Origin of the sequence: Ensifer sp. ENS07 (assembly GCF_014852185.1) — a bacterium.
Taxonomy (GTDB): Bacteria; Pseudomonadota; Alphaproteobacteria; order Rhizobiales; family Rhizobiaceae; genus Ensifer; species Ensifer adhaerens.
Genome location: NZ_JACVBE010000004.1, coordinates 223373 through 247503, shown reverse-complemented (window position 1 = coordinate 247503; position 24131 = coordinate 223373). Strand labels below are relative to the sequence as shown.

General features: G+C 63.3%; 27 protein-coding genes. 22 read left to right on the top strand and 5 right to left on the bottom strand.

Annotation, left to right across the window (positions count from 1 at the left end; genetic code table 11):
• Positions 1–83 precede the first annotated feature (83 nt).
• The 10 genes from IB277_RS16160 to IB277_RS16115 all read left to right on the top strand — a co-directional run bounded on the left by IB277_RS16160 (position 84) and on the right by IB277_RS16115 (position 11640).
• On the top strand, positions 84–776 hold the full coding sequence (locus IB277_RS16160) for a glutathione S-transferase family protein (RefSeq protein ID WP_090296322.1): 693 nt from the start codon (positions 84–86) through the stop codon (positions 774–776).
• Positions 757–1959, top strand: a complete 1203-nt coding sequence (gene queG / locus IB277_RS16155) for a tRNA epoxyqueuosine(34) reductase QueG (RefSeq protein WP_162731847.1) — start codon at positions 757–759, stop codon at positions 1957–1959. Before IB277_RS16160 ends, queG begins: the two co-directional genes overlap by 20 nt.
• Positions 1947–2822 carry an SDR family oxidoreductase gene (locus IB277_RS16150; protein WP_090296317.1) on the top strand — a complete coding sequence of 292 codons (876 nt, stop codon included), beginning with the start codon at positions 1947–1949 and terminating at the stop codon, positions 2820–2822. Before queG ends, IB277_RS16150 begins: the two co-directional genes overlap by 13 nt.
• A 460-nt stretch (positions 2823–3282) precedes the next feature.
• On the top strand, positions 3283–3657 hold the full coding sequence (locus IB277_RS16145) for a septal ring lytic transglycosylase RlpA family protein (RefSeq protein ID WP_060519659.1): 375 nt from the start codon (positions 3283–3285) through the stop codon (positions 3655–3657).
• A 136-nt stretch (positions 3658–3793) separates the two neighbouring features.
• Entirely contained in the window at positions 3794–5080 is a 1287-nt protein-coding gene (locus IB277_RS16140) for an RsmB/NOP family class I SAM-dependent RNA methyltransferase (RefSeq protein WP_034804507.1), read from the top strand.
• Between the two features lie 189 nt (positions 5081–5269).
• A complete protein-coding gene (locus IB277_RS16135; protein ID WP_110818552.1) occupies positions 5270–6550 on the top strand; it encodes an imelysin family protein in 1281 nt (426 codons plus the stop codon).
• A gap of 49 nt (positions 6551–6599) precedes the next feature.
• The gene (locus tag IB277_RS16130; RefSeq protein WP_060580620.1) at positions 6600–8129 is read left to right on the top strand and encodes a di-heme oxidoredictase family protein; all 1530 of its coding nucleotides are present in this window, start codon (positions 6600–6602) and stop codon (positions 8127–8129) included.
• Entirely contained in the window at positions 8129–9244 is a 1116-nt protein-coding gene (locus tag IB277_RS16125) for an imelysin family protein (RefSeq protein ID WP_090296312.1), read from the top strand. Before IB277_RS16130 ends, IB277_RS16125 begins: the two co-directional genes overlap by 1 nt.
• 241 nt (positions 9245–9485) lie before the next feature.
• Entirely contained in the window at positions 9486–10475 is a 990-nt protein-coding gene (locus IB277_RS16120; RefSeq protein WP_060519881.1) for a magnesium transporter CorA family protein, read from the top strand.
• A 61-nt stretch (positions 10476–10536) separates the two neighbouring features.
• Positions 10537–11640 carry a DUF1513 domain-containing protein gene (locus IB277_RS16115; protein ID WP_244546754.1) on the top strand — a complete coding sequence of 368 codons (1104 nt, stop codon included), beginning with the start codon at positions 10537–10539 and terminating at the stop codon, positions 11638–11640.
• 13 nt (positions 11641–11653) lie between these two features.
• Here the strand turns inward: IB277_RS16115 and IB277_RS16110 are convergent, their stop codons facing one another.
• The gene (locus IB277_RS16110; RefSeq protein WP_034804517.1) at positions 11654–12208 is read right to left on the bottom strand and encodes a GNAT family N-acetyltransferase; all 555 of its coding nucleotides are present in this window, start codon (positions 12206–12208) and stop codon (positions 11654–11656) included.
• A gap of 84 nt (positions 12209–12292) precedes the next feature.
• Between IB277_RS16110 and IB277_RS16105 the strand changes: the two genes are divergently transcribed.
• From IB277_RS16105 to guaA, 4 genes are all read left to right on the top strand, one after another.
• Positions 12293–12745 (top strand): TspO/MBR family protein, encoded by a 453-nt coding sequence (locus IB277_RS16105; RefSeq protein WP_060580618.1) that lies wholly within the window; start codon positions 12293–12295, stop codon positions 12743–12745.
• Positions 12746–12821: 76 nt separating this feature from the next.
• The gene (locus IB277_RS16100; protein WP_034805179.1) at positions 12822–13274 is read left to right on the top strand and encodes a PaaI family thioesterase; all 453 of its coding nucleotides are present in this window, start codon (positions 12822–12824) and stop codon (positions 13272–13274) included.
• Positions 13271–13909, top strand: a complete 639-nt coding sequence (locus IB277_RS16095; protein WP_090296310.1) for a 5'-methylthioadenosine/S-adenosylhomocysteine nucleosidase — start codon at positions 13271–13273, stop codon at positions 13907–13909. Before IB277_RS16100 ends, IB277_RS16095 begins: the two co-directional genes overlap by 4 nt.
• Positions 13910–14116: 207 nt before the next feature.
• Entirely contained in the window at positions 14117–15679 is a 1563-nt protein-coding gene (gene guaA / locus IB277_RS16090) for a glutamine-hydrolyzing GMP synthase (protein ID WP_034804526.1), read from the top strand.
• 101 nt (positions 15680–15780) lie between these two features.
• On the opposite strand, the gene IB277_RS16085 is transcribed toward guaA, so the two are convergent.
• Complete coding sequence (locus IB277_RS16085) at positions 15781–16227, bottom strand: MarR family winged helix-turn-helix transcriptional regulator (protein WP_034804530.1); 447 nt, start codon at positions 16225–16227, stop codon at positions 15781–15783.
• A gap of 147 nt (positions 16228–16374) precedes the next feature.
• Here IB277_RS16085 and IB277_RS16080 point away from each other — a divergent pair, with 147 nt between their 5' ends.
• From IB277_RS16080 to IB277_RS16055, 6 genes are all read left to right on the top strand, one after another.
• On the top strand, positions 16375–17133 hold the full coding sequence (locus IB277_RS16080; RefSeq protein WP_034804533.1) for an alpha/beta hydrolase: 759 nt from the start codon (positions 16375–16377) through the stop codon (positions 17131–17133).
• A gap of 265 nt (positions 17134–17398) precedes the next feature.
• Positions 17399–18133 (top strand): SDR family oxidoreductase, encoded by a 735-nt coding sequence (locus IB277_RS16075; RefSeq protein ID WP_060580615.1) that lies wholly within the window; start codon positions 17399–17401, stop codon positions 18131–18133.
• Positions 18134–18257: 124 nt separating this feature from the next.
• Positions 18258–18587: a helix-turn-helix transcriptional regulator gene (locus tag IB277_RS16070; RefSeq protein WP_060519878.1), complete on the top strand. Its 330-nt coding sequence runs from the start codon at positions 18258–18260 to the stop codon at positions 18585–18587.
• Positions 18584–19051, top strand: coding sequence for an SRPBCC domain-containing protein (locus IB277_RS16065; protein WP_034804539.1), 468 nt, complete (start codon positions 18584–18586; stop codon positions 19049–19051). The genes IB277_RS16070 and IB277_RS16065 overlap by 4 nt, the downstream gene beginning before the upstream one ends.
• A 119-nt stretch (positions 19052–19170) precedes the next feature.
• The gene (locus IB277_RS16060; protein ID WP_192371318.1) at positions 19171–19584 is read left to right on the top strand and encodes a GFA family protein; all 414 of its coding nucleotides are present in this window, start codon (positions 19171–19173) and stop codon (positions 19582–19584) included.
• 132 nt (positions 19585–19716) lie between these two features.
• Positions 19717–20289, top strand: coding sequence for a 2'-5' RNA ligase family protein (locus IB277_RS16055; protein WP_090296304.1), 573 nt, complete (start codon positions 19717–19719; stop codon positions 20287–20289).
• 67 nt (positions 20290–20356) lie between these two features.
• Here IB277_RS16055 and IB277_RS16050 read toward each other — a convergent pair whose 3' ends face one another.
• Positions 20357–20983: a glutathione S-transferase family protein gene (locus tag IB277_RS16050; protein WP_090296303.1), complete on the bottom strand. Its 627-nt coding sequence runs from the start codon at positions 20981–20983 to the stop codon at positions 20357–20359.
• Positions 20984–21154: 171 nt separating this feature from the next.
• Here IB277_RS16050 and IB277_RS16045 point away from each other — a divergent pair, with 171 nt between their 5' ends.
• Complete coding sequence (locus IB277_RS16045; RefSeq protein WP_060519636.1) at positions 21155–22213, top strand: succinylglutamate desuccinylase/aspartoacylase family protein; 1059 nt, start codon at positions 21155–21157, stop codon at positions 22211–22213.
• A 28-nt stretch (positions 22214–22241) separates the two neighbouring features.
• On the opposite strand, the gene IB277_RS16040 is transcribed toward IB277_RS16045, so the two are convergent.
• Both IB277_RS16040 and IB277_RS16035 read right to left on the bottom strand, forming a co-directional pair.
• Complete coding sequence (locus IB277_RS16040; protein WP_089043352.1) at positions 22242–22715, bottom strand: Lrp/AsnC family transcriptional regulator; 474 nt, start codon at positions 22713–22715, stop codon at positions 22242–22244.
• A 28-nt stretch (positions 22716–22743) separates the two neighbouring features.
• Entirely contained in the window at positions 22744–22941 is a 198-nt protein-coding gene (locus IB277_RS16035) for a hypothetical protein (RefSeq protein WP_143034216.1), read from the bottom strand.
• A 15-nt stretch (positions 22942–22956) separates the two neighbouring features.
• Between IB277_RS16035 and tatA the strand changes: the two genes are divergently transcribed.
• Positions 22957–24126, top strand: coding sequence for a tyrosine aminotransferase (tatA, locus tag IB277_RS16030; RefSeq protein ID WP_090296300.1), 1170 nt, complete (start codon positions 22957–22959; stop codon positions 24124–24126).
• Positions 24127–24131 lie beyond the last annotated feature (5 nt).

Sequence of the window (24131 nt, the reverse complement as noted above, 5' to 3'; positions counted from 1 at the left end):
GCTCTAACACATGAGCCGTGGCCAGACGCTTGCGCCGCCACGCTGACGCCCCCAAGCCAAAGCCCTGAGAAGCCAGATCATCGATGCCGACACTGTATCACCACCCCATGTCCGCCGCTTCACGCTTCGTTCGCCTGATCCTTTCGGAATACGGCTACCAGACGGAATTGACGGACGAGCAGCCCTGGGAGAACCGGCGCGACTTCCTGGCTTTGAACCCGGCCGGAACGCTACCGGTCTATGTTGACGACAGTATGAGGGCGCTCTGTGGGGCGACGATCATCTCGGAATATCTCGACGAGACGAATGGCATCATGAAGCGGGATCGCCGCCTTCTGGCCGAGGATCCGTTCCAGCGCGCGGAAATCCGCCGGCTGGTCGAATGGTTCCTGCAGAAGATGGAAGCCGATGTGACGCGGCCGCTGGTGCGCGAGCGGATCTTCAAGCTGCAGATGACGCCGGACCAGGGCGGCGGCGCACCCGACAGCAAGGTCCTGCGGACCTCGCGCGCCAACATCCGCCAGCATATGAAGTATCTCTCCTGGCTTGCCGGCTCGCGGACCTGGCTTGCCGGCGACCGGATCTCCTATGCCGATCTTGCCGCCGCCGCGACGGTGTCCGTGCTCGATTATCTCGGCGAAATCGACTGGTCGGACGCCCCGAGCGCCAAGGAGTGGTACCAGCGGCTGAAGTCCCGCCCCTCCTTCCGGCCGCTGCTTGCCGAGCGCGTGCGCGGCGTCACCCCCGTTCCGCACTATGCGGATCTCGACTTCTGAGGCGAATACCGTGCCCGGCATCGATGCCAAGGCAGACAGTGAGGAACGGCGCCGGCTGAAGCTGACGGCGTTCCTGAAGGCAGAGGCGGCAGACAAGGGCTTCGATCTCTGTCGCATCACCCGGCCGGATGCCATTCCGCAAGCACCGGCCCGGCTTCGAGACTTTCTCGACGAGAGCTTTCACGGCACGATGGACTGGCTCGAAGAGACAGCCGAGCGCCGTTCCGATCCGCGCACGCTCTGGAGCGAGGTGCGCTCCGTCGTCATGTTCGCGATGAACTACGGCCCGGAACACGATCCGCGTGGCATTCTTGAGCGGACCGATCGCGGTGCGATCTCGGTCTATGCCCAGAACCGCGACTACCACGACATCATCAAGGGCAAGCTCAAGGAAGTCGCGACCCGCTTTGCCGCGCGCGCTGGCGAGTACGTCAAGGTCTTCGTCGATACCGCCCCGGTGATGGAAAAGCCGCTGGCGGAGCAGTCCGGCCTCGGCTGGCAGGGCAAGCACACCAATCTGGTCAGCCGCGAATTCGGCTCCTGGCTTTTTCTCGGCAGCCTGTTCACGACGGCGGACCTCGCCTTCGACGAAGCCGAGCGCGACCATTGCGGCTCCTGCCGCGCCTGCCTCGATGCCTGTCCGACAGACGCTTTCCCGGCGCCCTACCGGATCGACGCGCGACGTTGCATCTCTTACCTCACGATCGAGCACAAGGGGCCGATCGATCCCGAATTCCGGCCGCTGATCGGCAACCGCATCTATGGCTGCGACGACTGTCTTGCCGCCTGCCCCTGGAACAAGTTCGCGCAGGCAGCCTCGGAAATGAAGCTCAGAGCACGCGACGATCTGAAGGCGCCGTCGCTCGAAACCCTGCTTGACCTGGATGATCCGAGCTTTCGCAGCCTGTTCTCAGGCTCACCGGTCAAGCGCATCGGTCGCGACCGGTTCGTGCGGAACGTGCTGATCGCCGCCGGCAATTCAGGCAGCCAGGCGCTGGTGCCCGCAGTCAAGGCCCGCGTCAACGACACCTCAGCCGTGGTGCGGGCAATGGCGGTCTGGGCGCTGTCACGATTGGTCGCGCCTGCGGCGCTTGCGGAATTTGCCGAACAATGCGAGCCAGAGACGGACGAAGACGTCCTCAACGAATGGCAGATCGCGGGAGTGAGCCGATGCATGTCCTGATCCTTGGCGCCGGTTACTCCGGTACGGCAATCGCAAAAGCGATGGCCCCAACGGCCACAAGCGTTATCGGCACCACCAGGAGCGAGGAGAAGGCGGCAAAACTCGAAAGGGCCGGCATCCGCCCGGTGCTCTTCGACGGCGAGACGATCTCCGACGACCTTGCCGCCGCCCTCGGCAAGGCAACTCATCTGATCCAGTCGATCGCGCCCGGTCGCGATGGCGATCCCATGTTCCGCACCACGAGCCCGGACCTCACGCAGATCGCGCCGAACCTCGAATGGATCGGCTATCTCTCAACGGTCGGGGTCTATGGCGACCATGGCGGCGAATGGGTCACCGAGGACATGCTGCGCAAGCCGGTCTCGGCCCGCTCTGTCGAGCGCGTGGAAGCGGAGGACGCCTGGATCGCCTTCGGCAAGAACCAGGATATTCCGGTCGCGGTGCTCAGGCTCTCCGGCATCTACGGACCCGGACGCAACGCCTTCTGCAATCTCGAAAACGGCACGGCACGGCGGCTGGTCAAGCCCGGCCAGGTGTTCAATCGAATCCGCGTCGAGGATATCGGCGCCGCAGCGCTGTTCCTCGCCAACAATGGCACCAGCGGCGTCTTCAACATCACCGACAACGAGCCGGCGCCGCCGCAGGACGTGGTCGCGGAAGCCGCCCGGCTGATGGGCGTCGAGCCGCCGCCGGAAACGCCTTTCGAGCAAGCCGAACTGTCACCGATGGCCCGCACTTTCTATGGAGAAAACAAGCGGGTTTCGAATGCCCGCATGCGTGCGACCGGTTTTGAATTTGCCTTTCCGGATTATCGCGTCTCGCTTGCACAGCTTTGGCAGTCGGGCGCGTGGCGCGGACAGTGAAATGCAATACGGCACCCGCCAGATAGCATAACCCGTAATGCTTATAGAACGTCGATAGTCAGTCCGTCAGTAATGGCCAGGGCTCGGCCATCGCAATTGTGACATTCTTTGGATATTCGTTCGATACTTGGCTAATTTCATACAACCTGCGCGCTAGTAACGAATTTTCGACCATCCGGATTCCGGAAAATTGGTCCAATTCGAAATTTTTAATGAAATTTTTCGTTTACGGGCGGGTTCGGCTCACGTGCGGAGGCTGGCGAACGCTCAACCCCTGATTCCAAAGAACTCCTGTCTGCGTTTAAACTATTTCAAACAATCTTCGTTTTTGAAATTTCGTCATTTTTTAATAAATCCTAATAGAGCGTAAATGGTTGAAGCACGTTTTTGCCATTTTTCGCCCCAATTAGCGGTTCTCAGAAGTTTTTAACCAAGTGTTTTGACCGAGGGGATCGCCAGTTTGACGCCAGCGAAGATCAAGACGGCTGCCGCTGCAGCGCTATTCACGGCCACTATCGGTCTCGTCTCCGTTTCCGATAGCCATGCAGCCGGCGCCGGCTGCGGCGGCGCATCCTGGTATGCGCTGAGCTCCAAGACCGCCTCCGGCGAGCGCATGAATGCCGCTCACCTGACGGCCGCCCATCGCAGCCTGAAATTCGGCACCAAGGTGCAGGTCACCAACAAGCGCAACGGCAAGAGCGTTATCGTTCGCATCAACGATCGTGGCCCGTTTATCCGCGGTCGCGTCATGGATCTTTCCAAGGCTGCAGCATCGCAGATCGGCATGGTCCGCTCCGGCACTGCCAGCGTCTGCTATCGCGTCGTCAATTCCTGATCTTGAAATACTGCTACCCGGCCTGCGGGCGGGTGGATCTACTTCGCTAAAGACCGTTCTCGGCGGTTAATCTTCTCCGCCGTCTTGCTCTTCGATGCCATCGCCGTTACCACGGCGAAAAAGGAGTTGATCGAAGATGCGTTTGGGCGGCAGGCTCGCTGGAGCCATTGAGGTTCTTGAGGATATCGAAAAGCGGAAGCGCCCGGTCGCCGACGCGCTCAAGGATTGGGGCCTTGGCCACCGTTTCGCCGGATCCGGCGATCGCTCGGCGATCGGCAACATCGTCTACGACGCCCTTCGCATGAAGCTCTCCCACGCCTACCTGATGGATAGCGACAGCGCCTCGGCCCTCGGCCACGCGGTGATGTACCGCCAGTGGGGCTTTTCGCCCGAGGCGCTGGCCGCCGAGCTCGATGGCGACAAGTTCGCGCCGGAGGCACCGGCCGAACAGCTTCAAGCCTTCAGGTCGCGCCGGATCGAGGACGCCCCGGCCCATGTGCAGGGCGACATCCCCGAATGGGTCCAGGCCTCCTTTGAAGAGAACTTTTCCGACGACTGGCTGGAAGAAGCCAAGGCGCTCGCCGGCCGGCCGACGCTGGACCTGCGCGCAAACACGCTGAAGGCGTCGCGCGCCAAGGTCCTGAAGGCACTGGAGCGTAGCGGTGCCGAGGCCGCAACGATCGCCCGTAATGGTATCCGCATTCCCGCCGGCGAAGGCGCCTCGCGCCTGCCGAACGTCACGGCCGAGCTTTCCTTCCAGAAGGGCTGGTTCGAGGTTCAGGACGAGGGCTCGCAGATCGTCGCCGATCTCGCCTATCCGCAGGAAGGCGAACAGGTGCTCGACTATTGCGCCGGCGGCGGCGGCAAGACGCTCGCCATGTCGGCGGCGATGAACAACAAGGGCCAGGTGCACGCCTACGACACCGACCGCAAGCGGCTAGCCCCGATCATCGAGCGGCTGAAGCGCGCCGGCACCCGCAATGTCCAGGTGCATGAATCCACCGACAGCCTCGCGCCGCTTGCCGGCCGTTTCGACCGCGTGCTGGTCGATGCGCCCTGCACCGGCACCGGTACCTGGCGCCGTCGCCCCGACACCAAGTGGCGGCTGAACCAGAAGAACCTCGAAGAGCGCATCTCCCAGCAGGAAGAAGCGCTGGCAAGCGCTGCCCAGTTCGTCCGTCCCGGCGGCCATCTGATCTACGTCACCTGCTCGGTACTGCCTGAGGAAAACGAGGCGCAGGTCTACGGCTTCTGCGAAGACAATCCGGAATTCGAGATCCTGTCGGCCGCCGATATCTGGGCGACGCTGTTCGGCACCGACAAGCCGCAGCCCTGGTCGGCAGACATGAAGACGGTGACGCTGACACCCGCTTCCACCGGCACGGACGGCTTCTTCTTCTGCCTGATGCAACGCAAGGGTTAACGCCGTTTGACGATCGGCAAAAGACGCGCATCAGATTGAAAGCGTTCTAAACTATACACTTTGACACAAGTTTGCTTTTGGTTCATGAGAAGCGGGCTCGGCGGGGCCTTTTCTGATGGCTCGACGGCTGAACGACGCCATGTTTTGCGGCTCGTTCGACGGCGCCGGGGGACGCAACAGGAGAGGGTCATGACCAAGAAATTTTTCCGGGGCGCCGCGCTGGCGCTGATGACGGCGACCTCGGCGATGGCCCTGCAGCCGGCCCATGCCGCAACCGATGCCGCCGCCGTGGTGAAGCACTACACCGCCGTCGCCCACGCCAAGTTCGAAGACGCGCTGACGACCGCAGAAGCGCTCGACAAGGCCGTTGACGCGCTGATCGCGACGCCGAGCGAAGAAACGCTGAAGGCCGCGCGCGACGCCTGGAAGAAGGCCCGCAACCCCTACCAGGAAACCGAAGTCTACCGTTTCGGCAATGCGATCGTTGACGAGTGGGAAGGTAAGGTCAACGCCTGGCCGCTCGACGAGGGCCTGATCGACTATGTCGATCCGAGCTATGGCACCGAGAGCGACGAGAACGCGCTGTTCACCGCCAATGTCATCGCCAACAAGACGATCAAGATCGACGGCAAGGACGTCGACGCTTCCAACATCACGCCGGAATTCCTGGCGGGCACGCTACAGGAAGCCGGCGGCATCGAAGCAAACGTCGCGACCGGCTACCACGCGATCGAGTTCCTGCTCTGGGGCCAGGACCTGAACGGGACCAAGGCCGGCGCCGGCAACCGCCCCTTCACCGACTACGACACCAAGGCCTGCACCCGCGGAAATTGCGACCGCCGCGCCGCCTACCTCAAGGCTGCGACCGAGCTGCTCGTTTCCGACCTCAAGGAGATGGTTGCCAACTGGACGCCGGATGGTGCCGCGACCAAGGCGGTCGAGGCCGACCCGAAGGCTGGTCTCGTCGCCATCCTCACCGGCATGGGCTCGCTCTCCTATGGCGAACTGGCGGGCGAGCGGATGAAGCTCGGCCTGCTGCTGCACGATCCGGAAGAAGAGCATGACTGCTTCTCCGACAACACGCACAACTCGCACCTGCACGACGCGATCGGCATCCAGTCGGCCTATACCGGCGAATATACCCGCGTCGACGGCACGAAGATGACCGGCCCGTCGCTGTCCGAACTCGTCGCCGCCAAGGATGCAGCGCTCGACAAGGAAATGGCCGGCAACCTTTCGACCACGGTCGAGAAGATGCAGGCGATGGCCAAGCGCGCGGAAACGACCGAGGCCTACGACCAGATGATCGGCGAAGGCAATGCCGAGGGCAACGCCACCGTTCAGGCGGCGATCGACGGCCTGATCGCCCAGGCAAAGACCGTACAGCGCGTCATTGCGTCGCTGGATCTCGGCACCGTCGAGCTTGAAGGTTCCGACAGCCTGGATAATCCTAACGCCGTCTTCCAATAAGCTGAAAAGGCGGGCCGCGTCGACAAAGACGCGGCCCGATCCTCCTGAGATGAAATCTGGCGCTTTCCGCCTTTGCGCGCTTGTTCTCGTTCAAGCGCTTTTCACGGCCCTGCCCGCCTTCGCCGGCGACGGCCTTTTGACCGAACGCTCCGACCTCAACGACAAGGACCGCCAGCGGGTCCAGGCGGTGACGCGGCCTGCGACCGATTTCTCCAAGGCGGAAACCTTCGAAGCCATGTCCGGCGGTGCGGCCACCTCGATCGCGCCCGTCAATGCCGACAGTTTTTCGCAATTCTCGGCCAATCTCACCTTCCAAGAGGAAGAGGGCTTCAAGCTCGGCAACGCGCTCTTTCGCAAGCTTTGGGTTTCCTCCCCCTCCTCCACACAGGCCTCCGACGGGCTCGGACCACTCTACAACGCCCGAGCCTGCCAGAGCTGTCACCTGAAGGACGGGCGCGGCCGGCCACCGGAAGGTGCCGTCGATACAACCTCGATGTTCTTCCGCCTGGCGCGGCCGCCCCGCGACGACGAGGAGCGCCGGATGATTGCGGCGCACGAGGTGGTGAACTTCGGCGACGCTGTTTATGGCGCCCAGCTTCAGGATAGCGCCGTGCCCGGCCTTGCCGCCGAAGGCCATCTGAAGATCAGCTACACCGAGGAGCCCTTCACTTTCCCCGACGGCGAAACGGCCTCTCTGCGCCGACCAGGCTATTCGGTGGCCGATCTCGCCTATGGCCCGCTCGATCCGGAAACCACGCTCTCGCCGCGTGTGGCGCAGCCGATGATCGGCCTTGGCCTGATCGAGGCGATCCACGAGGCGGACATCCTCGCCCTTGCCGACCCCGACGATAGGGATGGCGACGGCATCAGCGGACGGCCGGCGCTGACGCGCGACGCCAGGACCGGCAAGCTCATGCTCGGGCGCTTCGGCTGGAAGGCGCAGAACGCCACCGTGCGGCAACAGAGCGCCGATGCCTTCGCCACCGACATCGGCATCTCTTCACCCGACGCCGACCGCCCGCATGGCGACTGCACCGCGGCCCAGGCAAAATGCCTGACCATGCCGACCGGCGAGCAGGCACGCCTTGGCCCCACAGAAGCGCCCGACCCGGTGCTCAACCTCGTGACCTTCTATTCGGAGAACCTGGCCGTGCCGGCGCGGCGCAAGGCGAGCTTTGCGGAGACACTGCGTGGCAAGAAGGTCTTCTACGAACTCGGCTGCACCAGTTGCCACACACCGAAATTCGTCACCCGCCGGGACGCGGCCAACAAGGCGCAGTCGTTCCAGCTGATCTGGCCCTATTCCGATTTCCTGCTGCACGACATGGGCGAGGGTCTTGCCGACGGACAGCAGGTGGGTGTGGCCACCGGCCGCGAGTGGCGCACGCCGCCGCTTTGGGGCATCGGCTTGACGAAGACCGTCAGTGGGCACACTTTCCTGCTCCACGACGGACGCGCCCGCAATTTCACCGAAGCGATCCTCTGGCACGGCGGCGAAGGGCAGAAGGCCCGTGACGCCTTTGCCGCCCTTGCCGCAAGCGATCGCCGCGATCTCCTTGCCTTCCTGGAGTCACTCTAATGCCCCGCACGCATACGCTTACTCTCGCTTTTGCCCTGACCTTGACCGCCGTTTTCCCGGCGGTGGCCCAGGAAGGAAGCGCGCTCTCGCCGCGCGTCGTCAACGAGGCGGCCGTGCCCGCGGTCATGGCCAAAGCCGTCGACGGCTTCATCATCCCCGGCTATCGCAACCTCACGGAAAAGACCGCTGCCGCCACGCAGGCCACGGCCAAGCTCTGCGCGGCGCCGTCGCAGGCGACGGTCGATGGCGCTCGCGTTGCCTTTTCCGAGATGGTCGGCGCCTGGTCGGCGATCGAGGTGGTGAGGCTTGGTCCGGCACTTGAGCAGAACCGCTTCGAGCGGTTCCTGTTCTACCCCGACCGCAAGAGCACGGGCCTGAAGCAGGTGCAGGCGATCGTTTCGAAGCACGATGAAAGCGCAACGGACGAAGCCAAACTCAAGGGCAAGAGCGTCGCCGCACAAGGGCTCGGCGCGCTCGAATACGTGCTCTATGGCACGGGCGCCGAGTCACTTCTGAACAAGGATGGCGATTTCCGCTGCCGCTACGGCCTAGCGATCACCAAGAACCTCGACACGATCGCCAACGAGTTCCTGGCCGCATGGCAGAAGCCCGATGGCATTCAGGCTGCCTGGAAACATCCGGGCCCTGACAATCCCGAGTTCCGCGACAACCGCGAAGCGGCAACAGAACTGCTCGGCATTCTCGTCCATGGCGTCGAGACGGTGAAGGACCAGCGGCTGAAGCCGTTCTACGAGAGCAAGGACGACAAGGGACATCCGAAGCTCGCGATCTACTGGCGCTCCGGCAACACCATGCCGTCGATCGCCGCCAACGTGCGGGGCCTGAAGACACTGTTCGACGTTGCCGACATGCAGAGCCTTTTGCCGGAAGACAGCCGCTCGGTCGCGGGTTCCGCCGACTTCGTCTTGAAGTCGGTGATCGGCATGGCCGGCAACATCGACGGACCGATCGATCAGGCGCTCGAGGACAAGGACAAACGGGCCAAGCTCGCCTTCCTGTCGCTCAATACCAATGACCTTCTCGATCGACTGAACAAGGATTTCGGCGGTGCGATCGGGCTTGGCGCGGGCTTCTCCTTTGCCGACGGCGACTAGAGCGGGATGAGGAAACGTGTGCGCGGTTTCCGCCCGCATCCCGCTCAAGCGCCGAGTGTTGACAATCAAGGTTTTTGGGCGCAAAGCGCTTCCCGTGTCCGCTCTCGCGGGCACGTTTCACCACAAGGACCAACTCCCAATGAACCCCGACAGTCGAAGTCGAGCCTTCACGCTCACGGCCGTCCGGTCCTGATTGATCAGGGCTTCAGGCGGTCGGATGACTCGCCCTATGGAGCCCAATATGCTGCGCATCTACAAAAGCCAGAACAGCCACCTCGTGCTTGTCGACATGATCGACGGCATCGCCCTGCCGACGCCGGCAATCTGGTACGACCTCTACAATCCATCGGCCGAGGAAACGCGGCTCGTCGAAGGCCAGCTCGGCATCGAGATCCCGACCCGCGACGAGATGCAGGAGATCGAGCTTTCCGACCGCCTCTACCAGGAGGCCGGCGCCGAATTCATGACGATGACGGCCGCCGCCAAGCTCGACAGCGATTATCCGGTCAAGGTGCCGGTGACCTTCATTCTCAAGGGCACGACGCTGGTTACCGTGCGCCACGCGGACCCGAAGCCGTTCCAGAATTTTTCCAATCGCATCCAGAAGGCAAACGGCCAGATCTGCGAAAGCGGCGAACTGGTGATGCTCGGGCTGCTTGAGGCGATCATCGACCGTACGGCGGATGCCCTGGAGCGCGCCGGCAGCGAGGTCGACGGAATTTCGCGGGATGTGTTCCGCAAGACCAATGCCAGCGCCACCAAGAAGACGCGCGACCTGCAGTCGCTGATCGAGCAGATCGGCCAGAAGGGCGACCTTTTGACGGTCATCCGCGAAAGCCTGGTCAGCATCGGCCGGCTCGTCGCCTATCATGTGGCGCTCGAAGGCATGGGGCCGCGCAAGGCAGGCAAGGAAAGCCGGCAGCGGATCAAGCTGATCCAGCGGGACGCGACGTCGCTTGGTGATCACGCGCTGTTCCTGTCGAACAAGATCAATTTCCTGCTCGACGCGACGCTTGGCCTCATCAACCTCGAGCAGAACCAAATCATCAAGATCTTCTCGGTTGCCGCCGTCGTCTTCCTGCCGCCGACGCTGGTCGCCTCGATCTACGGCATGAACTTCGGGGTGATGCCGGAACTGCAGTGGGAATTCGGCTACCCTGCGGCACTGATGCTGATGGTGATCTCGGCGATCGTGCCCTATTTCTACTTCAAGCGCCGGGGCTGGCTCTGAGCGCGCAACCTGCTGCATCGCAGCCCTGAGCGGGCACTCCGCCCAGGGCTTGCAGATTTCCATGACGAGCGAGGATGGCATGACAGCCGCCACGGGCCTGATCGACCGGCGCAGTTTCCTGAGGATGGCGGGCGCGGCCTGGGTGGCGAGCCTCGCGCCTGAGCGAGCCTTCGCCCTGACCAGGGCCGACGCCGTCTTTGCCTCGGCCTTCATGGCGCCGGACGGCAGCTATGGCGTCGCGACGCTCACGGAAGCGGGCGAGATCATCGACCGCACGGCGCTGCCGGCCCGTGCACACGGCATGGCCTATTCGCCCGTCAGCCGCCGCACCGTCGCCTTTGCCCGCAGGCCCGGCACCTATGCGATGATCCTTGCAACCGACGGCACGGCCGAGCCGATCGTGATCACCGCTGCCGACGGCCGGCATTTCTACGGGCATGGCTGCTTCTCGGCAGACGGCAAGCTGCTCTACGCCACCGAGAACGACTTTGCCGCCAATCGCGGCATGGTCGGCATCTATGACGGCAGCGACAACTTCACCCGCATCGGCGAATTCCCGACCTATGGCATCGGCCCACACGACATGACGCTGAGCGCCGACGGGAAACTGCTGGCGATTGCAAATGGAGGCATCGAGACCCATCCGGATTTTGGCCGCACCAAGCTCAATCTCGACCATATGGAGCCGAGCCTGACGCTGGTCGATACGCGAACCGGCGCGCTCGTACAGAAGCACGGTCTGCCGGATGATCTCAGCCGCCTGTCGACCCGGCATGTCGATATCGGTCCGAAGGGCGAGATCTGGTTCGCCTGCCAGTATGAGGGTGCGCGCAGCGACCTGCCGCCGCTCGTCGGCTCGTTTTCCCAGGGCGAAGACCTGAAGTTCCTGTCTCTGCCCGAGCGCACGACGGAAGCGCTGGCGAACTATGTCGGCGCCATCGCCGTCAACCGGAACGAGGGGCTGATCGGACTGACTTCGCCGAAGGGCGGCGTGGCGGTGATGCTCGATGCACGAACCGGTACCGTGCTGAAGGAAGAGCGCGTCGCCGATGCGGCGGGGGTCGCCAGAGCCGACCACGGCTTTGCCGTTTCCTCCTATGACGGCCACTTCAAGGCTAACAAGAGCCGAGTGGCCTGGGACCAGCACATCGTGCGGTTGGCTTAGGCCTAAGACGATCTCAGGCCGAAAAACGGCCGTCGCCGGAGAGTTTTGCCAGATCGTTCCAACGATAGGCGGTCTGGTCGTGGTTTTCGCCGCCGAGGCTCACCTGGCCCTGGCCAACGGCAATGGCGCCGAGATGCTCATAGAAGCCCCGATTCGGGTTGCTGGAAAGCACCCAGGCAAAGAGCGACTTGCCGCCAAGCTCCCGGCAGTGACCGGCGACGCTGCGCACCAGTGCCGAGCCGATGCCCGCGCCCTGGAACTCTTTCAGGATGTAAAGCGCATAGAGCTCGCGGTCGAACCGCGGCGGCATCGAGCGCGCCTTGCCGTAATTGGCAAAGCCGATCACCTTGTTCGTGCTCACGTCAACCGCAACCAGATGGAAGACGTCGGCGATGCGCATGCGTCTTGCGTGGCGCAACGCCTGTTCCTCGATGCTCATGGCGTCGAGAAAGGCATCGGAAATCAGCCCGCGGAAGGTCGATCGCCAGGTTTCGACGATAACGGAGGCGATCATCATGATGTCATCCGGGCCGGCCGGCCGGATGTCGATACGTCGGAAGGTCTTCATGGCAGCTCATATAGGTGGTGCATGATGGCTTCAAAACGGCGGCCCCGCTGGAAAGACGGAAAGTCTGTTCTATCTGGCGAGATCATGAACAGAACCATCGTATACGTAGTCTTCATCGCCGCCGTTCTCGGCCTCGGCCTTCTCATCGGCACCAACAACATCCCCGGCGAATGGTACCGGTCGCTGGCAAAGCCAGCCTTCAATCCACCGGACTGGATCTTCGCGCCGGTCTGGTCGATCCTCTACGTGATGATCGGCGTTGTCGGCGCCCGCATGTTTCTCGATCATCGGCGCAGCGCCGCCATGCGCCTGTGGCTGGCGCAGATGATCCTCAACTTCCTCTGGTCGCCACTGTTCTTTGGCATGCAGGATATAGCGTCGGCGCTGATCGTGATCATCGCGCTCGTGATCGCGGTTGCCGGCTTCGTCGTCGCAAGTTGGCAACGGGATCGCATTTCGGCCCTGCTGTTCCTTCCCTATCTCGCCTGGGTTGCGTTTGCGACGGCGCTCAACAGCGCGATTTTGCTCATGAATTGAACTTGTCCGACCTTCACGACCGTGCCACTGTCCCGCGGTCATAATGATGCCGCCCGACACAAAGGCCCATGGACTGATGGACGACCGTGATCCCCCCGATTTCCGAAAGCGCATTCGCGAGAGCTTCGCGCGGCAGGCGGCGATGCGCACGATCGGCGCCGAACTGACACTTGTCGAGCAAGGCACGGTCGAAATCGAGCTGCCCTTCGACGACAAGCTGACGCAGCAGCACGGCTTCCTGCATGCCGGCGTGATCTCCGCGGCGCTGGATTCAGCCGGCACCTATGCGGCCTATTCGGTGATCGACCCGGATGCCTCGATCCTGACGATCGAGTTCAAGGTCAACCTGCTTTCGCCCGGGCGCGGCGAACGCTTCCTCTTCCGCGGCGAGGTGACAAAGCCCGGATCGACGATCATCGTTTCCGACGGTCGCGGCTATGCGATCCGCTCCGACGGACCGGCAAAGCTGATCGCCTCGATGACCGGAACGATGATGGTTGTGCGCGGACGCGAAGGGATCGAAGGATGAGTTTTGCCGTCAAGGACGTTGCCGGACACAAGGTGCTCTACGTCATGGCCGTGGATGCCGAGTACGGTCCGCACCTGAAAGGCCGGATCAAGCCGCTGATGACCGGCGTCGGGCCGGTCGAGGCGGCCGTCGTGTTGACGCGCACGCTTGCCGAACTCGCCGCCGAGCGGGCCCTGCCCGATCTCGTCGTTTCGCTCGGCTCGGCGGGTGCCGCCACGCTCGAACAGACCGAAGTTTACCAGGCGGTTTCCGTCGGCTACCGCGACATGGATGCCTCGCCGCTCGGCTTCGAGAAGGGCGCAACGCCGTTTCTCGACCTTCCGGCCGTGGTGCCGCTGCCGCTGCGCATCCCCGGCGTTCCGGAAGCGCGGCTTTCGACCGGCGCCAACATCGTCTCGGGCGCTGCCTACGAGACGATCGACGCCGACATGGTCGAGATGGAGACCTTCGCGGTGCTGCGCGCCTGCCAGTCCTTCGGCATTCCTTTGATTGCGCTTCGCGGCATTTCCGACGGCAAGGCCGAACTGAAGCACGTCAACGACTGGACGGAGTATCTTCACGTCATCGACGAGAAGCTTGCAAGCGTGATCGACCGGTTGGAGAATGCGGTTTCGAGCGGCGTGATCCCGCTCTAGACCCCGATGGCTTCGGGTCTGGTCGACCCAAGGCCATAAACGTGATCGATGCTCACAGGTCAGAACGGGATGCGGGCGGAAAACCGCACGCACTTTTCCTCATCCCGCTCCAAAACCCCGGAATTGTCCGGGTGCAATAGAATCGTTGCGTCGATGGCGGGCTTTCATTAAAGGCTCGCCATGATCAAGCTTGTTTGAAGGCACCCAATGACCCAGACAGCCCATCCCGACACCGTTCTCATCGTCGACTTCGGCAGCCAGGTGACGCAGCTCATCGCCCGGCGCGTGCGCGAATCCGGTGTCTATTGCGAAATCGTGCCGTTCCAGTCGGCCGAAGAAGGTTTTCAGCGGCTGAAGCCGAAGGCCGTCATCCTTTCCGGCAGCCCTGCCTCGACGCTCGATATCGGCTCGCCGCGTGCGCCCTCGGTGATCTTCGATTCCGGCCTGCCGGTGTTCGGCATCTGCTATGGCCAGCAAACCATTTGCGCCCAGCTCGGCGGCAAGGTCGAGAGCGGCCATCACCGTGAATTCGGCCGCGCCTTCCTGGAAGTCGAAAAGGAATGCGCTCTGTTCGACGGTCTCTGGTCCCTCGGCTCGCGCCACCAGGTCTGGATGTCGCACGGTGACCGCGTCACCGCGATCCCCGAAGGCTTCGAGGTCGTCGCGACCTCCGCCAACGCCCCCTTCGCCTTCATCGCCGACGAGAAGCGCAAGTACTACGCCGTGCAGTTCCATCCGGAAGTCGTGCACACGCCCGATGGCGCCAAGCTGATTTCCAACTTCGTGCACAAGATCGCCGGCATCAAGGGCGACTGGTCGATGTCGGCTTATCGCGCCAAGGCGGTCGAGGCGATCCGCCGCCAAGTCGGTGACAAGAAGGTGATCTGCGCGCTCTCGGGCGGCGTCGACAGCTCGGTTGCGGCACTGCTGATCCACGAAGCCGTTGGCGACCAGCTCACCTGCATCCTCGTCGACCACGGCCTCATGCGCAAGGACGAGGCAAAGAACGTCGTTGCGATGTTCGAGGAGCACTACAACCTGCACCTCCTGCACGTCGACGCTTCCGACCGGTTCATCGGCGAGCTGGAAGGCCAGAGCGATCCGGAAACCAAGCGCAAGATCATCGGCCGCCTGTTCATCGAGGTGTTCGAGGAAGAGGCAAAGAAGCTCGGCGGTGCGGACTTCCTCGCCCAAGGGACGCTCTATCCCGACGTGATCGAAAGCGTCTCGTTTACCGGCGGCCCGTCGGTGACCATCAAGTCGCACCACAATGTCGGCGGCCTGCCGGAGCGCATGAACATGCAGCTCGTCGAGCCGCTGCGCGAACTCTTCAAGGACGAAGTGCGCGTGCTCGGCCGCGAACTCGGCTTGCCCGACAGCTTCATCGGCCGCCACCCCTTCCCGGGTCCGGGCCTTGCCATCCGTTGCCCGGGCGGCATCACCCGCGAGAAGCTCGAGATCCTGCGCGAAGCGGATGCGATCTATCTCGACGAAATCCGCAAGGCCGGCCTCTATGACGCCATCTGGCAGGCTTTCGCTGTGCTTCTGCCGGTGCAGACCGTCGGCGTCATGGGCGATGGCCGCACCTACGAGTTCGTCTGTGCACTTCGCGCCGTCACCTCGGTCGACGGCATGACGGCGGACTTCTACCACTACGACATGGAATTCCTCGGCCGCGCGGCGACGCGTATCATCAACGAGGTCCGCGGCATCAACCGCGTCGTCTACGACGTCACCTCGAAGCCGCCGGGCACGATCGAGTGGGAATAAACGCGCGGACGCATCTGCTGCGTCGGTGATAAAAAATGTTAAAGGGCGTGCTTCGGCGCGCCCTTTTTGCTTCCCGGCACAGTCGCGGCCCGGGTGCAGCGCTACTTCACCGCGTCGCGCATGCCATCGCGGAGTTTCCGCACCCGCTCGTTCAAATCGATCATTTCCGGCACCGTGAAGCCGGAGTTTTCCAGAAGCGCATCGGTCAGGCAGCCGGTCTTCACGTGGAGGCCGCGCCCTTTCGCGGTGAGGTGGACCTCGACCTGCCGCTCGTCGGTGACGCTGCGATGCCGCCCCAGGAAGCCGGCAGCTTCGAGCCGCTTCACAGCCGGCGTGATCGTGCTCGATTCCAGACCCAGCCGATCGGCAATCGCCGAGATCGTCAACCCATCCCTCTCCCAAAGCGTGCTCAGGACGAGATACTGCGTGTAGGTCACACCGAGCGCATCGAGCATCGGCTTGTAGACGCGGTTGATGGCGATCGACGCCGAGTAGATCGAAAAACAGAGCTGGCTGTCGAGCGGCAGCGTTGTCGGTTCGTCAGGCATTCCAACCTCCTTGTGGCGCTTTGCGGCTTCTTCCGCGAAAATAGATATCGCGATAATTAATATCTTTACAAGAAACCGGAGTCGCCGTATACGATTGTTATCGCGATAATGAATGTCGCGAAAACAACTCAACGAAGGAGACCCGAAATGCTCAAGTCCCTCATCACCGCCGCCGCTTTCGCCCTCTCCGCAAGCGCGCTGACGCCGGCCCAGGCCGCCCCCGCCACCAAGAATGTCGTGCTCGTTCACGGCGCCTTTGCCGACGGCTCCGGCTGGCAGGGCGTCTACAACATCCTGAAGAAGGACGGCTATAACGTCACCATCGTGCAGAACCCGACCCTGACGCTTGCCGGCGATGTCGCGGCCACCAAGCGTGCGATCGCCGCTCAGGACGGCCCGATCGTGCTCGTCGGCCACTCCTATGGCGGTGTGGTCGTTTCGGAAGCCGGCACCGATGAGAAGGTGAAGTCTGTCGTCTACATCGCCGCCTTCGCGCCGGATAAGGGCGAGTCCGTTTCCTCGCTCATCGCCAACCCGCCGGCCGGCGCGCCCGTTCCGCCGATCCTGCCGCCGGTCGATGGTTTCCTCTCGCTCGACAAGGAAAAGTTCGCCGCCGCCTTCGCGGCCGATGTCGATCCTGAGATTGCCGCCTTCATGGCCGACTCCCAGGTCCCGTGGGGCGTCGAAGCGGCAGCCGGCGCCGTCACCGCTCCGGCCTGGAAGGAGAAGCCGAGCTTCTATCTGGTCGCGACCGACGACCACATGATCCCGCCGGCCGCCCAGCGCCAGATGGCAAAACGCGCTGGCTCCACCGTGGTCGAAACATCCGGCAGCCACGCCATCTACGTCTCGAAGCCGGAAGCGGTCGCCAAGCTGATCGAGCAGGCAGCGCAGGCGAGCGAATAAGCGATATCAACCGGCAACGAAGGCAAAAGGGCGAAGCGCGACGCGTCGCCCTTTTGCTTGTCCCGAAGACAATCCGGAAGATCCTGGTGGACGCCATTGCCGGCCCTGTTGCCGCCAGATCTTTGGTTAGAATTTCTGACCGCCCCATGCTCGATCGGCACCTCGATCGAACGGATCGCCCTTTCTATCTTCTGTCTCACCGGCGCTCAGGCCCAACGCCCGAGCCGGACTCAAACAGAAACGCACCTTTCGAAAGGGCATATCCATGGAAAATGTTCACGGAAAAGTCGTGGCCGTGACCGGCGCAAGCAGCGGCATCGGCGAAGCCGCTGCGAAGCTGCTGGCGGCTGCCGGAGCCAAGGTCGTGATTGGCGCACGCCGGTCCGACCGGCTGGAACGCATCGCCGGCGAAATCGCCGGCGCCGGCGGCGAGGTCCGCTTTCGCGTGCTCGACGTTACCGACCGCGGCGACGTCGCCGCCTTCGCCCGCTTTGCCCAGGCCGAATTCGGCCGCCTCGATGTCATCGTCAACAATGCCGGCGTGATGCCGCTGTCGCCGCTGGCAGCGCTCAAGGTCGACGAGTGGGACCGCATGGTCGACGTGAACATCAAGGGTGTGCTCTATGGTATCGCCGCGGCCCTGCCGATCATGAGCGCGCAAGGGGACGGGCAGATCATCAACATCTCCTCGATCGGCGGCCATTCCGTGTCGCCGACGGCCGCCGTCTATTGCGCCACCAAGTTCGCCGTCCGGGCGATCTCGGACGGCCTGAGGCAGGAGACCGACCGCATCCGCGTTACCGTCATCTCGCCCGGAACGACGACCTCCGAACTCGCCGATACGATCAGCGATTTGACCGCACGAGAAACCATGAAGGAATGGCGGGCCGTCTGCATCAGTCCTGACGCCATCGCGTCGTCGATCGCCTACGCCATCGGACAGCCCGACGATGTCGACGTCAGCGAGATCATCGTGCGCCCGACGGCGAGCCCGCATTGAGGCCATGTGCTCCGGGGATCAAAGCGACTGAAGGCACGCCTCGAGCGTGCCTTTTCGTTCTGCAGCAGCATTCAAATCAATAGCGTTGACTAATCAATTAGTATTCGCTATTTATTTATCCATGATGATCGAAACCGCTCCCATCACCGCCGTCATGCGCGCCCTTGCCGATCCGACCAGGCGCGCCGTGTTCGAGCGCATCGCCAATGCCGACGAGATCACCGTCGTTGAACTGACGCGCGGCAGCGGCGTGACGCAGGGCGCGATTTCGCAGCACCTCAAGTCGCTGAAACAGGCGGGTCTCGTCGCCGAGCGTCCGGAGGGCCGCAACGTCTATTACCGCGCCGAGCCCGAGGGCCTGGCGCCGCTCGTCGACTGGATGAGCCACTACGGTACCTTCTGGCGTGACCGCTTCGCCAATCTGCGCACCCTTCTCAAGGAGATCGATCCATGACCGACGCAGCAGCCTTGAAACTCGAGACCCAGGATATCGTCGTCGACGAGGTCTTTCCGCATACGCCCGAGACGATCTGGAGGACGCTGACCAACGGCGAATTGATGGGCCGATGGATCATGCCGCCGACCGGCTTCCAACCGGTGGAAGGCACCCATTTCACCTTCCGGACGACGCCCGCCGGCGCATGGGACGGGACCATCCGTTGCCAGGTGCTGGAGGTGCGCCCGCATGAGCGTTTCGTCTACTCCTGGAAAGGTGGCGACGAAGGCAACAGCGGCTATGGCTCGCGTCTCGATACGGTCGTCACCTGGACGCTGACGAAGGTCGACAACGGCACCCGCCTCCGGCTCGTTCATTCCGGCTTCGTCACGCCGAAGAACGACAGCGCCTATGCCAACATGAGCAATGGCTGGCCGAAGGTCCTGTCGCGACTCGGCACCATTACCGACGAACAGCATTGAAGCCCAGGCCGGGTCGCCATAGCGATCCGCCCCCCCCCCGAAACAGGCAAAGTGATTGGTCGGCGTCGCCCTCGCAGCCACGCGCAAGGCTTTGCCGTGCCCGAGACTGGAGCGAATGTATGAGCAAGTCCTATATCGGCGGATGCGCCTGCGGTGCGATCCGCTACGAGATCTCAGGAGAACCGGTCTTCTCCAACGACTGCCAGTGCCGTGATTGCCAGCACGAAAGCGGGACCGGGCACGGATCGCATATGGCGTTCCGCCGCGAGGGCGTGAAGCTCGAAGGTCAGGCCTCGCATTGGGACATGGTCGCCGACAGCGGCCATTTGAAGACGCGCGGCTTCTGCCCCAGCTGCGGCTCTCCGGTCTACATGACCTTCTCAGCCATGCCGGAGTTCTTCAGCGTTCGCGCTGCAAGCCTCGACGATCCCAGCCGTTACAGACCGCAAGCGGTGACCTACGCCGTGCGCGGCCTTGCCTGGGACCGTCTCGATCCGAATTTGCAGAAATTTGGCCGGATGCCGACGGAGTAGCGAAGCAACAGCCTCAGCCAACGGGTGAAGTCTTCCATTCCCCGCCGGATGTCCTTGGCATTGTCAGCCGGCATCCCCTTCTCCGGTCGAGACCACATGTCGTGGCGCGCGACCCGGGCGGCGGAGGGCACCATGTCGTCGAACCAATTCGCATTCGATCTCGGCTGTCCCCAGCCAGCGCCGGCAATCGACATCCTCTACTTCGCGCTGCTTCCGGACGAGCCGGCTGCCACGAAGGCACTGGCGATTGCCGAAAGGGATTTCGCCGACCAGATGGCGGATGGCTTCATCTATCGGCCCGATCGCCTGCACGTCTCTGTCGACAAGCGCTGGCAGGGCCGCGGCTTGCCCGACTTCGCGGTTGCGGATGCGCTGCGGCAGGGTGACCGCGTCGACGTGCCAGCGGTCGAGATCCGCCTCGACAGGTTGGTCAGCAACGGCAATGGCCGCGACCGGCCGCGCGCCCTGACGACGCGCGACGCCGCGCCGGGCTTCAGCGCGCTGGTCCGGCAGATCGAGGCGCTCAAACGCCCGCTCATGGCAATCCCCCATATGACGCTCTACCGGAACGATCGGGTCGCGCCGGATCTCCGCGTTTCCGAACCGGTCTCCTGGGTGGCGCGCGAACTCGTTCTGATCCATGCCCGCAAGGGGGCGGGCTCTACGAAGATCCTCGCCCGCTGGCCGCTATTGCCGTCGCGCTGAAGTCCAGGCGGAAGGTAGCCGCACACCTTGGTGATGTGCCAGTCCGGCTCCGACGGTGACCCCGCCCTTACGCGGGCGGAATGAAGGGTTGGCTGATCGTCTGGAACACCGGAAGCGCTTCAAGCATGTCCGCATGCGCCTGCAGACGCGGATAGCGTCCCATCGCGACCAGATCGCGATGCACCTCCTTGAGGAAGCGCAACACAGCCGCAACGGCGATATCCACATGGCCGATGCGCTCGCCGAACCAGTAGGCGCCCGTGCTTTGCGCGCGGCTCGTTTCGAGCACTTGAAGCGTCTCTTCGATCTGGCGGCGGCAGCGGTCGACCCAGAGTGCCGAGACCGCCCCGTGCAACCGCTTCTCGTAGAACAGGCTGACGGCCTTGTCGCCGAGGCCCGTGGCGAGCGTCGCGATTCTCAGCGCCCGGTGGCGCGCCGGTTCCGTTCGCGGGAACAGGACCCGTTCGTCGGAAACGAGACTGTCGAGATAATCGAGAATGATATGGCTGTCGGTAAGCACCGTCCCATCGTCCAGAACCAGCGTCGGCACGCGCGTCAGCGGATTGTAGGCCCGAAGCTCGTCGGCATTGCCGAAGGACGACCAGGGACGATGTTCGAACGGGATGTCGTAAAGGCTGAGCGCGATGCCCACGCGTCGCACGAAGGGGGAGTCATATTGGCCGATCAGGATCATCTTGCTGTCTCCCACCTGTGCTGGATGCTTCACGGAACAATAGGCCTGCCGATCATGTCAAAGCCAGAGCGACGTCGGCGCAACCCGAAACCGCACCCTAGTTCTTAGCGACTTGCGGAGCGCCTTGGGAATGCCGATAAGCGCGACCAACGAACGATACGGGAGGAGCCCATGGACGTTTCCGAAATCATCATCGCCGGCGATACGCCCGGTATCGAATGGCGCCTACCGGTTTTCCGTTTCAAGGGCAGAACGGCCGCTGCACCGAAGACCTACATCCAGGCGGCGCTGCACGCCAACGAACTGCCGGGCACCGCACTTGCCCATTTCCTGCTGCAGCGGCTGCAGCAGGCGGAGAAAGACGGCGCCATCCTCGGCGACATCACCGTCGTGCCCCAGGCAAATCCGATCGGCACCGCGCAGTCGCATTTCGGCGAGTTGCAGGGCCGCTTCGACCTCGGCTCACGCACGAACTTCAACCGTGATTTTCCGCTGATCACGCTTGGCGACCGTGACCGGCTGATCGACGATCTCGACCGCTACTCGGCGACGGATCGGCTGAAACGGCAGCTGCTGCATATGGCGCTCGGCGCCGACCTGATGCTCGATCTTCATTGCGACGACGAGGCGCTGCAATACGCCTATATCGACGACGCCTTCTGGCCGGAAGCGGGCGACCTCGCCTCGGCGCTCGATATGGAGGCGGTCTTCCTTTCGGACGGCGAAAGCTCCGCCTTCGAGGAGGCTGTCGCCTATGCCTGGAAATACGAAACCGGGCAGAAGAAGACACGCCTGCCGGGACGCCTCTCGGTGACGGTCGAGCTTCGCGGCACGCGCGACGTTTATCCGGAGCTTGCTCGCAAGGATGCCGAAGGGGTCTTCCGCTTCCTCGTCGCCCGCGGCGTCATTACCGGTGACGAAGAAACGATTGCACCCTTCGCTGGCATCATCGCACCGCTCGACAACATCGAGATGATCAGGGCCCCTGAGGCCGGCGCCATCCTGTTCCACCGGGATATCGGCGAGAGCGTGAAGGCAGGCGATCTGCTCGCAACGATCCTTACGCGCCCCGGCCAGGCGGACGGCGCCCTCGAGGTGCGCGCGCCGCAGGACGGGCTGATCGTCACCCGCGTCTCGACCCGCCTTGCACGCCGGCGCTCGGACTTGATGAAGATCGCCTGCGCTGCGCCGTCGAGCGCCGGGCGCAAACCCGGGTCGCTTGAAGCCTAGGGCCTGGGATTGAATGTTCAAGCGGCCGTCACGCCCCCGTGGCGGCCGTCATCTTTGGGCTGTCGAGCAGAATGGTCGAGCGCAACGTCTTGATCTCGGCGATCTGCTCGAATTCACTCCAGAGCAGGCGTTTGTAATCCGCGACGTCGCGCACCGCGATCTTCAGAAGAAAATCGAAATCGCCGGCGACCGTGTGGCATTCCACCACCTCCGGCATGCGCGACACCAGCTCGATGAAGCGCTGGCCGACCTTGCTTGCGGTGCGCTCCAGCGTCACCTCGACGAAGGCCTGGAAGCCGATGCCGGCTGCCTTCGGATCGACGACCACCGTCTGGCGGATGACGCCGGCCGCATAGAGCCGGGCAAGGCGGCGCGACAGCGGCGCCGGCGAGAGCCCGACTCTCGCCGCAAGCGCGTTGTTGCTGAGCGATGCATCCTCCACCAGAAGACGGATAATCCGCCGGTCGATCTGATCCAGTTCCACCGCCATCTTCTCAACCATCATCGCCCCCAACGCTTCGATTTCGGCTTCAGGGAATATGCCGCAGCACGCAAATCAGCAAATGAATTGCAGAATTTTGCGCAAATAGCACGCTGTCGATATTGTCTCCGTGGCAAATATCGCATCGATTTTGCGCTTGCGCTGACTTAAGAAGAAAGCCGCAGGGCAGCCGGAGGAACGGCGGCCGGCAGGCTTTCTCGACCGATAACGCATCGCTGCCACTCAAGGGGGAATTTCCGGCATGTTCGACGCTCTGATCCGCCAACCCGATGATCCGTTGCTGGCCCTGATCGGGCTTTACCGCAAGGACGAGCGCCCCGGAAAGGTCGATCTCGGCGTCGGCGTCTACCGCGACGAAACCGGCCACACCCCGATCTTTCGCGCCGTCAAGGCAGCGGAGAAGCGCCTGCTCGAAACGCAGGACAGCAAGTCCTATGTCGGCCCCGAGGGCGATCTCGTCTTCATCGATCATCTCTGGACGCTGGTCGGTGGCGATACCATCGATCGCAGCCATATCGCCGGCGTGCAGACGCCGGGCGGTTCCGGCGCTCTCCGGCTCGCGGCCGACCTCATCCACCAGATGGGCGGCAAGCGCATCTGGATCGGGCTGCCGAGCTGGCCAAACCATGCCAGCATCTTCAAGACCGCTGGCCTTGAGCCCGCCGGTTACCCGTTCTTCGACGTGCCGACGCAGAGCGTGCTCTTCGACAACATGATAACGGCGCTCCAGAGCGCTGCTGCCGGCGACGCCGTGCTGCTGCATGCGAGCTGCCACAACCCGACGGGCGGCGTCATCACGCAAACGCAGTGGATGGAGCTTGCCGCCGTCATCGCCGAGCGCGGCCTGCTGCCGCTCGTCGACCTTGCCTACCAGGGTTTCGGCCGCGGTCTCGACGAGGATGTCGCCGGTCTCCGCCACCTGATCGGCGTCGTTCCGGAAGCGCTGGTTGCCGTTTCCTGCTCCAAGTCCTTCGGGCTCTATCGCGAGCGCGCCGGCGCGATCTTCGCGGTGACGGCCTCCTCGTCTTCGGCCGATACGGTCCGCTCCAACCTCGCCGGCCTTGCCCGCACCAGCTACTCGATGCCGCCGGATCACGGTGCTGCAATCGTGCGGATAATCCTTTCCGACGCCGAGCTCAAGCGTGACTGGCAAGCAGAACTCGAAACCATGCGGCTGCGCATCACCAACATCCGCCGCGCGCTCGCCGAAGGCTTGCGCGATCGCTGGCAGGCGCTCGGCGCCGTCGCCAGCCAGGAAGGCATGTTCTCGCTGCTTCCGCTTGCCGAGGCCGACGTCATGCGGCTTCGGAACGAGCACGGCATCTACATGCCCGGTTCCGGCCGCATCAACATTGCCGGCCTGAAGACGGCGGAAGTCGACGGCGTCATCGCCAACTTCAAGAACCTCTGAGGACC